The sequence below is a fragment of the Exiguobacterium sp. RIT594 genome (assembly GCF_003339585.1).
In the GTDB taxonomy this organism is placed as follows: Bacteria; Bacillota; Bacilli; order Exiguobacteriales; family Exiguobacteriaceae; genus Exiguobacterium_A.
Genome location: NZ_QPKF01000001.1, coordinates 801282 through 813826, shown reverse-complemented (window position 1 = coordinate 813826; position 12545 = coordinate 801282). Strand labels below are relative to the sequence as shown.

14 protein-coding genes are annotated in these 12545 nt (G+C 45.9%); 1 reads left to right on the top strand and 13 read right to left on the bottom strand.

What is annotated here, in order from left to right; translation table 11 throughout:
* Positions 1-121 precede the first annotated feature (121 nt).
* The 10 genes from DVG79_RS04035 to prsW all read right to left on the bottom strand — a co-directional run bounded on the left by DVG79_RS04035 (position 122) and on the right by prsW (position 7817).
* Entirely contained in the window at positions 122-394 is a 273-nt protein-coding gene (locus DVG79_RS04035; protein WP_012370671.1) for an HU family DNA-binding protein, read from the bottom strand.
* A gap of 85 nt (positions 395-479) precedes the next feature.
* Complete coding sequence (locus tag DVG79_RS04030; RefSeq protein WP_114595556.1) at positions 480-1214, bottom strand: hypothetical protein; 735 nt, start codon at positions 1212-1214, stop codon at positions 480-482.
* Positions 1211-1387: a DUF2768 domain-containing protein gene (locus DVG79_RS04025; RefSeq protein ID WP_034769842.1), complete on the bottom strand. Its 177-nt coding sequence runs from the start codon at positions 1385-1387 to the stop codon at positions 1211-1213. Before DVG79_RS04025 ends, DVG79_RS04030 begins: the two co-directional genes overlap by 4 nt.
* A 39-nt stretch (positions 1388-1426) precedes the next feature.
* Positions 1427-2452, bottom strand: coding sequence for an NAD(P)H-dependent glycerol-3-phosphate dehydrogenase (locus DVG79_RS04020; protein WP_199505853.1), 1026 nt, complete (start codon positions 2450-2452; stop codon positions 1427-1429).
* A 17-nt stretch (positions 2453-2469) separates the two neighbouring features.
* Entirely contained in the window at positions 2470-3780 is a 1311-nt protein-coding gene (der, locus tag DVG79_RS04015; RefSeq protein ID WP_114595554.1) for a ribosome biogenesis GTPase Der, read from the bottom strand.
* Between the two features lie 123 nt (positions 3781-3903).
* A complete protein-coding gene (rpsA, locus tag DVG79_RS04010) occupies positions 3904-5037 on the bottom strand; it encodes a 30S ribosomal protein S1 (protein WP_114595553.1) in 1134 nt (377 codons plus the stop codon).
* Between the two features lie 93 nt (positions 5038-5130).
* Positions 5131-5730 (bottom strand): lysophospholipid acyltransferase family protein, encoded by a 600-nt coding sequence (locus tag DVG79_RS04005; RefSeq protein ID WP_114595552.1) that lies wholly within the window; start codon positions 5728-5730, stop codon positions 5131-5133.
* Positions 5727-6398: a (d)CMP kinase gene (cmk, locus tag DVG79_RS04000; protein ID WP_114595551.1), complete on the bottom strand. Its 672-nt coding sequence runs from the start codon at positions 6396-6398 to the stop codon at positions 5727-5729. The genes DVG79_RS04005 and cmk overlap by 4 nt, the downstream gene beginning before the upstream one ends.
* A 77-nt stretch (positions 6399-6475) precedes the next feature.
* A complete protein-coding gene (locus DVG79_RS03995) occupies positions 6476-7132 on the bottom strand; it encodes a flagellar brake protein (protein ID WP_114595550.1) in 657 nt (218 codons plus the stop codon).
* Between the two features lie 25 nt (positions 7133-7157).
* Positions 7158-7817, bottom strand: a complete 660-nt coding sequence (gene prsW, locus DVG79_RS03990) for a glutamic-type intramembrane protease PrsW (RefSeq protein WP_114595549.1) — start codon at positions 7815-7817, stop codon at positions 7158-7160.
* Positions 7818-7968: 151 nt separating this feature from the next.
* On the opposite strand from prsW, the gene DVG79_RS03985 reads away from it, so the two are divergent.
* Complete coding sequence (locus tag DVG79_RS03985) at positions 7969-8937, top strand: asparaginase (protein ID WP_114595548.1); 969 nt, start codon at positions 7969-7971, stop codon at positions 8935-8937.
* Between the two features lie 57 nt (positions 8938-8994).
* Here DVG79_RS03985 and DVG79_RS03980 read toward each other — a convergent pair whose 3' ends face one another.
* The 3 genes from DVG79_RS03980 to DVG79_RS03970 all read right to left on the bottom strand — a co-directional run bounded on the left by DVG79_RS03980 (position 8995) and on the right by DVG79_RS03970 (position 12443).
* Positions 8995-9984, bottom strand: a complete 990-nt coding sequence (locus DVG79_RS03980; protein WP_114595547.1) for a YpdA family putative bacillithiol disulfide reductase — start codon at positions 9982-9984, stop codon at positions 8995-8997.
* A gap of 114 nt (positions 9985-10098) precedes the next feature.
* Entirely contained in the window at positions 10099-11364 is a 1266-nt protein-coding gene (locus DVG79_RS03975; RefSeq protein WP_114595546.1) for a Glu/Leu/Phe/Val family dehydrogenase, read from the bottom strand.
* Between the two features lie 131 nt (positions 11365-11495).
* Positions 11496-12443 carry a D-alanine--D-alanine ligase gene (locus DVG79_RS03970; protein WP_114595545.1) on the bottom strand — a complete coding sequence of 316 codons (948 nt, stop codon included), beginning with the start codon at positions 12441-12443 and terminating at the stop codon, positions 11496-11498.
* Positions 12444-12545 lie beyond the last annotated feature (102 nt).

The following is a 12545-nucleotide window of genomic DNA, read 5'->3' as shown; positions in this document are numbered from 1 at the left end:
GTGCCATCTCGTTGATGGATTTTCTTCTTTTTTAATATACCATAATCAGTCCGTTTTCTCGTCTCTCAATGTCCACAAAAAAAGCCGTCCGAGGATTTCCTCGAACGACTATGTAGCCGAATTACTTAACCGCATCTTTCAATGCTTTACCTGGTTTGAAAGCCGGTACTTTGCTTGCTGGGATTTCGATATCTTCTTTTGTACGTGGGTTGCGACCTTTACGAGCTGCGCGTTCACGGACTTCGAAGTTACCAAAGCCAATCAATTGGACTTTCTCTCCAGACTGAAGTGTCTCAGTGATCGATTCGAATGTTGATTCTACAACTTTCGTCACGTCTTTTTTAGTCAGACCTGATTTTTCGACAACTGCTTGAATGAGTTCAGTTTTGTTCATTACGTTCACCCCCTCCCAATCACTTCTTCGAGGCTAATCATACCTTATAAACGTTGATATTACAACATTTTCGTTAGAATCCCTATTAATTTTCTGATTCTTCGATCGATTCTTCAGAAAACACAGGTTCGCCTTTTTTGTTGATTGTGTAACTTTGGGAGTATGCAGGAACAAAAGGTTGTTCATCGTAAAGCAAATGCCGAATATCTTGACCGGGTTTTGGTGTTTTCTTCGCTGTTTCGACGGCTTTTTCGAGTTCAGGCAAGTAGTTGATGAACAACTGCCCTTGCCCATCGACATAGATGGACAATTTTTCGTCCGAATACGGACTTGGCACTTTCGGTTCTTCTTTAATAAACAACTTTTTATAATCCAGCGTGAACTGATTTTTCCCGATCGAACCTTTGAAGGGATACTTGTCATTTTTCTTACGGTACGTATCAATCCGTACTTGAAGCTTTTGAAGTTCTTCTGCTACAAGCAAATCCATCAATTTGACGGTCGGTTTTTTCTCGACGTCGACGAGTAAATAAATGAATGTACCGCCACCTTCAAAACTGTTTGGAGGCGGGTCACTCATGTATCGCGGAATCAGACGTCCCAGTTCGATTTGATAGCGTTCCATTAATGGCGTATCTGCTTCTCGTGTTTTAATCGGCAAAACCCCAGTATCCTTTTGATACGCGTCCACTGCATTTTGGACCGTCCGAATCTGTTCCGGATAAGGAACCCGATTCGACGGTTTTTGACTGTCCGGAAACAGACAACCGGATAACAACATGACCGGGACCAGCATGAAAACCACTAGAAGTTTTTTCATGCGCTCGGACCTGCCATGACGATAAAGACCATGATGATTGATGCGACGATGAAACAAAGAAAAGCAATGGTCGACATCAAAAATTGCCAGCCTCCGGATAATTTGGTCCGACTGATCGTGACCAATAAGACACTGATCGCAAACAAACCGATCCCGGCGAATGAAATCCACATTTTTAGTAATCCAGGACTCAAGGTTTCCACCCCACTCCGTTAATCTTTCATCGTAAACAGATGTTCAATCTCATTTTTTTGCGGACGGCGCATCAACTTCTGTACTTCTTCTGCCGGAGTGTGTCCGTCAAATAAGACATGATAGAGCGCTGTCGTGATGGGTAACTCACATTGCTTGGTTTCTGCTAAATCATAAGCGGCTTGCGTCGCCCGGACACCTTCGACGACCATTCCCATGTTTTCGAGAACGGTTTCGAGTTTTTCCCCCCGGCCAATCGCATTTCCTGCACGCCAGTTCCGGCTGTGGACCGATGTACACGTGACAATCAAATCTCCCATGCCGGTCAATCCGGTAAACGTCATCGGATTAGCGCCGAACAATGTGCCGAGCCGTGCAATTTCAACCATTCCACGGGTGATCAAGGCCGCTTTGGCATTATCGCCGTACCCTAACCCGTCCGCCATTCCGGCTGCTAAAGCAATGATATTCTTGAATGCTCCGCCCAATTCGGCTCCGATGATATCGGCATTCAAATAGACACGGAAATTATCATTCGTAAATAATTCCTGCACACGTCCAGCCTCTGCCATATCCGTTGAAGCAACCGTCACAGTCGTCGGCTTGCGTAATGCGACTTCTTCCGCGTGGGATGGACCCGTCAACACACAAATTGCCGAACGTTTAGAGGCGTCAATTTCTTGTTCCATCAATTCCGACAGCCGCAAGTGTGTTTTAGGCTCAATCCCTTTCGAGGCATGAATCAACACGACCGGTTCCGTCAACAATTCATTCAGTTGACGCGATACAGAACGAATCGCAGAAGAGGGCGTCACAATCAAGATATGTGAGACCCCTTCAACAGCTTCGCTTAAAACAGTTGTTGCCCGAAGTGATTCCGGCAACGTCACATCTGGTAAGAACTGCGTATTTTCATGATTTTGATTAATGGCATCAACATTTTTTTGATCCCGACCATAAAGAATGACCTCATGACCGTTATCGGCTAAAACGAGTGAGAGTGCGGTTCCCCAACTCCCGGCTCCAATGACTGCGATTTTTTTCATCATGATTCACCTTGTCCTTATTGTTTTTGACGTGCCAGAATCCGAATCGGTGTTCCTGTAAAATCAAAGGCTTCACGAATCCGGTTATCCAGATAACGTTTGTACGAGAAGTGTAACAATTCCGGATCATTGACGAATAAAACGAATGTCGGCGGACGGGAAGCGACCTGTGTCGCATAGTTAATCCGCAGACGAACACCTTTATCCGTTGGTGCGGGATTCATCGCCACCGCATCTACGATGACATCATTCAAGACACTTGTCTGAATGCGTTGTGCATGACTCTTCGCTGCTTGTTTGATGACAGGAAGTAACGTCTGTAAGCGACGTTTTGTTTTCGCCGAGACGAAAACGATTGGTGCATAATCAAGGAACCGGAATTCTTCGCGAATTTCCTCTTCCATTTTTTTCATTGTTTTATCGTCTTTTTCAACGGCATCCCATTTATTGACGACGATGACGATTGCACGACCTGCTTCATGGGCATAACCGGCAACTTTTTTATCTTGCTCGATGATACCTTCTTCACCATCTAATACGACACAGACGACATCCGCCCGTTCGATGGCTTTTTGTGCACGCATGACACTGAATCGTTCTGTTGATTCATAGACTTTTCCGCGTTTGCGCATACCGGCTGTATCGATGATGACGTATTCTTGTTCATCCCGTGAGAACGGTGTATCGATTGCATCGCGCGTTGTACCGGCGACACTTGATACGATGACCCGTTCTTCACCGAGAATCGAATTCGTCATACTTGATTTCCCGACGTTCGGACGTCCGACTAAAGCAAACTTAATCGTGTCCTCATCGTATTCGATATCTTCTTTATCCGGTGCCAGTTCAAGCACACGGTCAAGCATATCCCCGAGTCCTAAACCATGCGTTCCGGAAATCGGATACAAATCACCAAATCCTAATGAATAAAACTCGTACATCAAATCGCGCATTTCAAAGTTATCGACTTTGTTGACCGCAATGACCACGGGTTTATTTGAACGGAATAACATATTTGCAACTTCTTCATCTGCTGATGTAATGCCTTCACGGCCGTTGACCATAAAAATAATGACATCCGCTTCATCGATGGCGAGTTCCGCCTGATGACGCATCATTTGAAGTAGGGGCTCATCCCCGACTTCGATTCCACCTGTATCAATCAAATGAAAATGACGATTCAGCCATTCTCCAGTTCCGTATATACGGTCGCGGGTAACGCCTGGCTTGTCTTCTACGATCGAAACCCGATCTCCAATCACCCGGTTAAAAATCGTCGACTTTCCGATATTTGGGCGACCTACGATCGCCACTACTGGAATTGCCATCCCAACACCTTCTTTCTCTTCTCTCGCTTCATAGCCGTTCTATTGTACCAAATGAAGCGGTTTTATACCATATCTATCGGAACATAAAAAAAGTGAACACGTTTCGTGTCCACTTTTACTACGTTATTCTTTTGAATCCGATTCTTTCTCAGCAAGATCAGCAACTGAAAATCCTTCGTTTTGATCCGTATACTGAGAATAGTCATCTTCCGACGATTCTTCCTGCTCCAGCACACGTGTTGACAAGGAAATTTTATGCTCCGCAAGATGCACTTCAAGAACTTTTGCTTCAATTTCCTGGCCTTCTTCAAGCACTTCTGACGGCGATCCGATGTGACGGTTCGCGATTTGCGAAATGTGAAGCAGTCCTTCCACCTGTGGCGCTAGTTCAACGAAAGCACCGAACTGGACGATTCGACGGACACGTCCTTTGACGATATCTCCCGCTTCGATTTTACCTTCCATCTGTTGCCACGGACCCGGCTGCGTTTCTTTAATTGAAAGTTTTACTTTTTCCGTATCGCGGTCGACACCAAGTACTTTCACTTCGACTTGTTGTCCTTCCGTGACGATATCAGACGGCCGTTCTACACGGTGGTGTGCCATTTCAGAAATATGGACTAATCCATCCACACCGCCAATATCAACAAACGCACCAAAATCCGTTAAGCGTTGAACTGTTCCTTCTAAAATCTGGCCCACTTCAAGCTGTTCGAGTGTTTCTTTTTTCTTCGCATTCAGCTCGCCTTCGACAACGGCTTTATGCGAAAGAATGACACGATTTTTTTCTTGATCCAGTTCGACGACTTTAACAGCAATCGTCCGACCAATATAATCCGAAAAGTCTTCCACGTAATGTCGTTCTACAAGAGAAGCCGGAATGAATCCACGAACACCGATATCGACGACAAGGCCGCCTTTGACGATGTCTTTTACAACAACATCAAAAATTTCACCCGATGCGTATTTCGCTTCAACTTTTTCCCATGCCTGCAAGGCATCTACTTCACGTTTGGAAACAACTACTTCTTCATCTGTTATTTTCTTGACCTTTACTTGTAGTTCATCACCGACTTTGAGCGCACCTTGAATGTCATCCAAATGGAGACTCGATACTTCGCTAATCGGCAGGATTGCTTCTGTCTTATATCCGATATCAATGAGTGCTTGCTTGTCTTCAATCTTCACGACCGTTCCGGTTATTACCTGGTCCCGATGAATTTCAAAATCAGGCATATCTTTCATTTCTTCGACCATTCCAACACAACCTCCTCACGATGAGTACAAGAAACGTATGAATACGTTTATCCTTCTTCTAACTTCTTACAATTCTGACTATTTGTCAAGGCATTACGCGTGATTGAAGTAGACGGTTTTGATTTCTTCCAAAATCCGTTCGGAAATCGCCTTCGCCGCTCCTCGTTGATCTCTTAAATCCGTAATGTCAACCGGTTTTCCGATGGCAACGCGCATTCTTCGGAACGGACGGTAATCGCCGATGATTGCAATCGGCAAGATCTGGGCCGGCGAACGCAAAGCGAAGAATCCGACACCGGGTTGGGCTGATGTGAACTCTCCTGGCGCCGATCGGGTCCCTTCTGGAAAAATTCCGACCGTTTCATCCGAATTTAACAATTCAATCGTCCGCTTCAGTGCCTGACGATCACCTTGTCCGCGACCGACCGGATAAGTTCCGGCTGAAATCATGATTTGCTTGAGAACCGGGATATTGAACAATTCTTCTTTCGCCATGTAGCGTACGGAGCGGCTGGTCGGAATGGCACTGACCAAAAAGACCGGGTCCCAGTTGGAACTGTGGTTGGCACAGACTAAGAGTGATCCGTCAGACGGAATATTTTCCTTCCCCGTCACTTTTAAACGGAAAACCGTTTTAGCAATCATCAGGACGATGAATCGTGCTAATCGATAAACAAATTCGTTTTTCTTCATTTCAGGACACCTTCTGCAAGTTCAGTTAACCGGGCGACGACCTGATCAATGTTCAATTCTGTCGTATCGAGGTAAATGGCATCTTCTGCTTGCTTAAGCGGGGAAACCTTCCGTTCGCTGTCTCGCTGATCGCGCAGGGCAATTTCTTCCTGTAATGCTTCTAAATCGCTGTCCATTCCGCGGGCGACATTCTCACGGTGGCGGCGGCTGGCGCGTTCTTCGACCGATGCCGTCAAAAAGACTTTCAGTTCGGCTTCAGGCAGGACGACTGTGCCGATGTCACGACCGTCCATGACGATTCCTCCATGTTCCGCCAGTTTGCGTTGGGCAATGACAAGCGCCGACCGGACTTCTGCCTGACGGGCGACAAACGAAACGTTATTCGTCACTTCATTCGTTCGAATCGCTTCCGTCACTTCCCGTTCTCCGATGAAGACCCGTTGACCGTGTTCTCCCGGTGTCAGACGGAGATCGAGTGATTTCATCAATTCTCCAAGGACCGGACCATCTTCTAAATCAAGCCCCTGTTCTAACGCGGCCAGCGTGACGGCACGGTACATGGCCCCTGTATCGATGTACACATAATCGAGATGTGCTGCTAACTGTTTGGCAATCGTACTTTTCCCGGCCCCTGCAGGTCCGTCTAAGGCAATTTGAATATTCTTCATGAGTGACTTCGTTCCTTCCATCATCACCAACGTAAGTGGTGTGTAGTATCGACCGTTATCATAGCAAAAAAATGCCCTTACGTGAATGGATTCGTCCCACGCCGTGAATTTTTCATTTGCGCTTGATAACAGTGCCGTAAGACCAGTTCACGATTTCGGTCATTGATCCGAGTAAACTGAAAAGCTAGTTCGTAACGGGCCTCTCTCGGGTCAACACGGACAAGTTCTGCCAAAACATCGACTGTATGAGTCACGCCGTCTCCCGTCGGCAATAAAAAGGTTAATTCCAGCTCTTCCTTCACTTCGACTGGAATTTGATTAGCCAATACTAAAATTCCGCCTGCCGATAAATCAAGCGTCACAGAAGTGAATGGTTCAAAAGCCGTTTTATGTGGATGAACAGCTACATCCAACAATTGAGGCACACGGACGAACTGCCGGCGCTGGACACGCTGAATCATGTCTTCTTTTGGCCGGCGTAACGCATACCGTTGACCTCGTAACGGATCATTTTGACGTTCGACGACTTCCGTCTCAAATCCATACAGCTTTCCTTTTTCCTTAAAAAAGTAAAATCCGACTTGTTCTTGATCTGACAAGATAAAAGTTTTTAACGTCGAGACTTCACTTGGTGCCTCAATCCAAATCAGTCGGTTCGTCACGGCTGTCACTTTCGTTCGCCCTTGACGGTCCTCTTGATTGGTCAACATGACTAAATCTCCGGTTTCTATCATCTTACTCTCTCCCAGCCCATTCTATTCAGTTACTTTTTCTATTGTGGCGTTGGTTCAAACGATTTGCACTTCGAATTTGATACAGACCGACCGTCCATAATCCAATCATAAATAAAATCGGCACAATAGATATACCACCATTTTCCAATATTAACAAATTAAAGATAGTGTGTACAATCATCGGAACAAAAATCGATAATCCGAGCCAGCGATACGGATGATTCGAAAATTTAGCTTTCCCCATAAAAAATCCCATGATGACTGCAAATAAAGCATGTCCGGAGACCGGTAACAACGCCCGGAAAATCATATGTTCAACCGTCCCATTGACCATCAAATATAAAATATTTTCCAGTGTCGCAAATCCTAAGGAACAAGCGACCGCATAAATGATTCCGTCATAATAATCATTAAACCGCTGATGGATATAGACGGTATAAAACACAACAAACCATTTTGCAAATTCTTCCGTCACAGCAGAACGAACCAATTGAATCGGTTCCAGTCCTCCAAACTCATTTTGAATGATGTATTCGATGAACATTAAAGGAAAAACAAGAAGTATCCCGAAAATAAAACTACGCAGGATATACCCTACGGGCTCTGATTCATGTTCGTGACGCAGATAAAAATATGTCAGCAATGCAATTCCTGGGGCAATTCCTGAGAAAACGATTGGTAACACGTCTCCTCCCCCTTCCTATTCTCTTAGAATAAAGGTTTCTATCAAAAAAGAAAACCGCACCCATTGTTTCTCTGGAAAAAAAGGGTACAATGTTAATGAAAATGACGGGAAAGAAGGTGAAGGTTGCTCGTTTTACGACGACGACTACTTAATGAAAAAACTACTTTTGATTCATACCGGAGGCACCATCGCCATGGCGCAAAACCATTCCGGTCACGTTTTACCTAATGAAATCAATCCGTTGGATGCCTCATTGCCCAAAGCGACCGACATTGCTGACATTACAACACGCCACTTTTCCAATCTGCCGTCTCCGCATATCACACCAGAAATCATGTTGCGACTTGCTCACTTCATCGATAAGGAATTAGAGGACGGTGCATATGACGGCGTCGTCATCACACACGGCACGGATACGTTAGAGGAAACGGCATACTTTCTCCAGCTCACGATTGGAGCGCCGATCCCGATCGTTTTGACTGGTGCGATGCGTTCTTCCAATGAGGTCGGATCAGACGGTGAATTTAATTTGATTACCGCCTTACGGGTTGCCGTCAGTAAGGCTGCTCAAGACAAAGGGGTCCTCGTCGTCTTCAACGGGGAAATCCACTCTGCATTTAACGTCACAAAAACTCATACTTCTTCCGTCGATACTTTTAAATCCGTCCATTTCGGAAATTTGGGTATGGTGACGAAAGATCATGTTTACTTATTTAACACACCGCTTCTCAAACCAACCCACATGGTGACACAATTGAGCAAACGCGTTGCTGTCCTCAAAGTCTATGCCGGGATGGAGCCTGATTTACTGCTTGCGGTCAGCGAACTCGGTTACGATGGCCTTGTGCTAGAAGTACTCGGTCAAGGAAACGTGCCGCCGAGCCTGGTCGATGCGATTCAGACACTGACACAACAAATGCCGATCGTCATCGTCAGTCGTTGTTTCAACGGAATCGTCCAGGATGTATACGGGTATACCGGGGGCGGACAACAGTTAAAAGAACTCGGTGTGATTTTCTCAAATGGACTGAATTCTCAAAAAGCACGGTTGAAATTAATGATCGAACTTGAGATTAGTGCGACGCACCCTGCTTTGGAAGAATCTTTCCGCGTCGAATAAAAGAACAGACAACAAAGGGAGGGGCTATGAACGCCTCTCCCTTTGTGTACATATACATTATGATCGTGCAGTTTCTTGTTTCAGACGATGCAGGAGACTGTCGGCAATCAATTCACCATGGAATCGTCCATTTTCGATGAAGATTTTATTGGCGTCATATCCGGCTGCAACAACACCAGCGATATAGATGCCGTCGATGTTCGACTCCATCGTCACTTCATCAAATACAGGGATGCCTGTTTCTGAATCGATTTCAATTCCGGCATCGGCGAACAGTCCGATATCCGGTGTGTAACCCGTCATCGCGAAGACAAAATCAGCTTTGACAGCCAACTGTTCGCCGTGAACAGAATATAACACTTCCGCATTCGTAATTTCTTCAATCGTTGCGTCAAACACCATTGTCACTTTTTCCGCCCGGACCAGGGATTCAAAATTCGGCAGGACCCACGGTTTAATCGATGGACTATACGATTCGCCGCGATACAACATCGTCACACGGGCACCTGCTTTTTCAAGTTCAATTGCCGCATCGACACTCGAATTCTTCCCGCCGATTACGACAACGTCCTGGCCATAAAACGGATGACCTTCTTTAAAATAATGGAAGACGTGTGGCAACTCTTCCCCCGGTACATTCATCTTATTCGGCAGTCCATAATAACCGGTCGCGAGAACAACCGATTTGGCTTCCCGTGTCACGACTTGCTGATTGCGAAGCGAAGTCACGTTAAACCCGCCGTCGATGTGCGCGACGTGTTGAACCGTCTCAAATGGTCGCACGATAACTTCTTTTCGCCGTACCACTTCCCGGTAATAAACGAGTGCATCTTGCCGTTTCGGTTTCAATTCTTTATTAATAAAAGGCACACCGCCGATTTCTAATTTTTCACTGCTTGAAAAAAACGTCTGGTGTGTCGGGTACTGATAAATGGCTTCCACGATATTTCCTTTTTCAATCACTTCGACGGACAATCCCCGGTCCTGCATTTCAATTGCAGCTGATAACCCGCAAGGTCCTGCGCCGATGACGATACAATCCAACATATCTCTTTCGCCTCTTCCGCTTGCTTTTTTTTCATCTTAGCAAATCTTTCCGGCTGAAGAAAGAAATAACCATACAAAAAAGCTCACTTCACTTAGAAGTGAGCTTGACTTAGATTAAACCCAACCACGGAATCGTGACGCTTCCGCCATTTTCCGGACACCGACCATGTATGCTGCAAGTCGCATGTCGACATTTCTTGTCTGAGCCGTTTGATACACCTGGTTAAAGGAATTCACGAGCACTTTTTCAAGTTTTTCATGCACTTCTTCTTCCGTCCAGTAGTATCCTTGATTATTTTGAACCCATTCAAAGTAAGAGACTGTTACACCACCACTTGAAGCGAGAACGTCCGGAACAATCAAAATATCACGGTCCGCTAAAATCTTCGTCGCTTCGTTCGTCGTCGGACCGTTTGCCGCTTCGACCACGATACTCGCTTTAATGTCATGGGCATTGTCTTCTGTAATTTGATTTTCAATGGCTGCCGGGACTAAAATATCACATTCCAGTTCCAACAACTCTTTATTCGAAATCGTATTTTTGAAAAGGGTCGTTACCGTACCAAATGAATCGCGACGATCGAGTAGATACGGAATATCAAGACCGTTCGGATCGTGTAATGCTCCGTATGCATCACTGATGGCGATGACTTTCGCACCGAGATCATGCATAAATTTCGATAAGAAGCTTCCCGCGTTACCGAATCCCTGAACGACGACACGTGCCCCTTCAAGCGTGATTCCTTTTTTGGCAGCCGCTTCTCGAATCATGATGGCGACACCTTTTGCCGTTGCCGTCTCACGACCATGGGAACCACCAAGCACTAATGGTTTCCCAGTAATGAAGCCTGGTGAGTTGAATTCATCGATTCGACTGTACTCATCCATCATCCACGCCATGATTTGTGAATTCGTGAAGACGTCCGGTGCCGGAATATCTTTCGTCGGACCTACGATTTGACTGATGGCACGAACATATCCGCGACTTAACCGTTCAATTTCACGGAAACTCATTTCACGTGGGTCACAGATGATTCCGCCCTTACCCCCGCCGTAAGGTAAATCGACGATTCCTGCCTTGAGACTCATCCAGACGGACAATGCCTTGACTTCGACTTCCGTTACGTTAGGATGGAAACGAATTCCACCTTTCGTCGGGCCGACAGCATCATTATGCTGGGCACGGTAACCGGTAAAGATTTTGGTTGATCCGTCATCCATTCGAACCGGAATCCGGACTGTCAACATCCGGAGTGGCTCTTTCAACAGTTCATACATCTCGTCTGGGTAACCAAGTTTTTCAAGTGCTTCCTTGACGATTTCTTGTGTTGCTTCGAGTACATTCTTGCGATGATTTGCGTGTTGTTGGTCAGTGATCATTCCAACGTTCCTCCCCATAAGTGGCATCCCCTATGCCGTTTCCTTGTTCGGATAAAGTATACCTTTTTCCGAGCCGTAATGAAAGGGGTTACCACCATATTTGTAAGCGCTTTCTACCATCTACTTCATTTTCATTTTTTTTTGCTTGCCGATTCACTTTGATGACGCATAATCGCCAGTTCAATAAATGTTTCGACCAGTTCCGGATAGTCGATTCCGACAGCTCGTGCACCATCCGGGAACAGACTCGTAGAGGTCATCCCCGGTAACGTATTCGTCTCCAGAATAACCGGTGCCCCTTCATCGGGAACAAGGAAATCGGACCGCGAATAACCGGCGCATCCTAACACTTGATGGGCTAAAACAGCCCATTCCTGTAAGGTTTGTGTCGTCTTGTCGTCAAACTGTGCCGGACAGATATGTTCCGATCCACCGATTGCGTATTTTGACTCATAGTCATAAAATTCATTTTTCGGAATGATCTCAATGACCGGCAAGGCTTTTTCTTGTCCTTTCGCCCCGAGAACCGGTACTGTAACTTCACGCCCTTTGATGAATTGTTCAATCAAAACCGCATCATCCGCCTCAAAAGCCAGTTCGATGCCTTGACGCAGCATCTGTTCGTCCGTCGCAATCGTTAAACCATTCGAAGAACCTTCTTGTGCCGGCTTGACGACACAAGGGAATTGCTTGTCCCATTGTTTGACTTTTTGTTCGATGTCGTCCCCTCGCTCGACCAACACATCCCGCGCAATTCGAATGCCTGCTTTTTCGAAATGTACTTTCGAGCGCGCCTTGTCCATCGCTAACGCTGACGCCAATACTCCTGAACCTGTATATGGAATGCCTGCCATCTCTAGTAGTGCTTGGACACGACCATCTTCACCAAACTTGCCGTGAAGGGCAATGACAGCGGCCTCGACTTGTAGATTTAAGATTTCCTCCGCACGCTCTGGATGAAAGTCGACGGCAACGACTTCATGCCCTTTACTTTCCAGCGCATTAATTACCGATTTCCCACTATTTAATGAAACTTCACGTTCACCAGAAATTCCGCCAAACAATACTGCCACTTTCATCTTGTTCACTCCTTCATCTTACGTTCAATGCTTATCATACCATCACTTTTTGTATGAAAAAACACAAAATGGTCGCAAGAACCGTTCAGACACATAAAAAGT

Bases quoted from the DNA above. Each gene is read 5' to 3' on its own strand.
- DVG79_RS04035 (WP_012370671.1), bottom strand. From the start codon at position 394: ATGAACAAAACTGAACTCATTCAAGCAGTTGTCGAAAAATCAGGTCTG.
- DVG79_RS04030 (WP_114595556.1), bottom strand. From the start codon at position 1,214: ATGAAAAAACTTCTAGTGGTTTTCATGCTGGTCCCGGTCATGTTGTTA.
- DVG79_RS04025 (WP_034769842.1), bottom strand. From the start codon at position 1,387: ATGTGGATTTCATTCGCCGGGATCGGTTTGTTTGCGATCAGTGTCTTA.
- DVG79_RS04020 (WP_199505853.1), bottom strand. From the start codon at position 2,452: ATGAAAAAAATCGCAGTCATTGGAGCCGGGAGTTGGGGAACCGCACTC.
- der (WP_114595554.1), bottom strand. From the start codon at position 3,780: ATGGCAATTCCAGTAGTGGCGATCGTAGGTCGCCCAAATATCGGAAAG.
- rpsA (WP_114595553.1), bottom strand. From the start codon at position 5,037: ATGGTCGAAGAAATGAAAGATATGCCTGATTTTGAAATTCATCGGGAC.
- DVG79_RS04005 (WP_114595552.1), bottom strand. From the start codon at position 5,730: ATGAAGAAAAACGAATTTGTTTATCGATTAGCACGATTCATCGTCCTG.
- cmk (WP_114595551.1), bottom strand. From the start codon at position 6,398: ATGAAGAATATTCAAATTGCCTTAGACGGACCTGCAGGGGCCGGGAAA.
- DVG79_RS03995 (WP_114595550.1), bottom strand. From the start codon at position 7,132: ATGATAGAAACCGGAGATTTAGTCATGTTGACCAATCAAGAGGACCGT.
- DVG79_RS03985 (WP_114595548.1), top strand. From the start codon at position 7,969: ATGAAAAAACTACTTTTGATTCATACCGGAGGCACCATCGCCATGGCG.
- DVG79_RS03980 (WP_114595547.1), bottom strand. From the start codon at position 9,984: ATGTTGGATTGTATCGTCATCGGCGCAGGACCTTGCGGGTTATCAGCT.
- DVG79_RS03975 (WP_114595546.1), bottom strand. From the start codon at position 11,364: ATGATCACTGACCAACAACACGCAAATCATCGCAAGAATGTACTCGAA.
- DVG79_RS03970 (WP_114595545.1), bottom strand. From the start codon at position 12,443: ATGAAAGTGGCAGTATTGTTTGGCGGAATTTCTGGTGAACGTGAAGTT.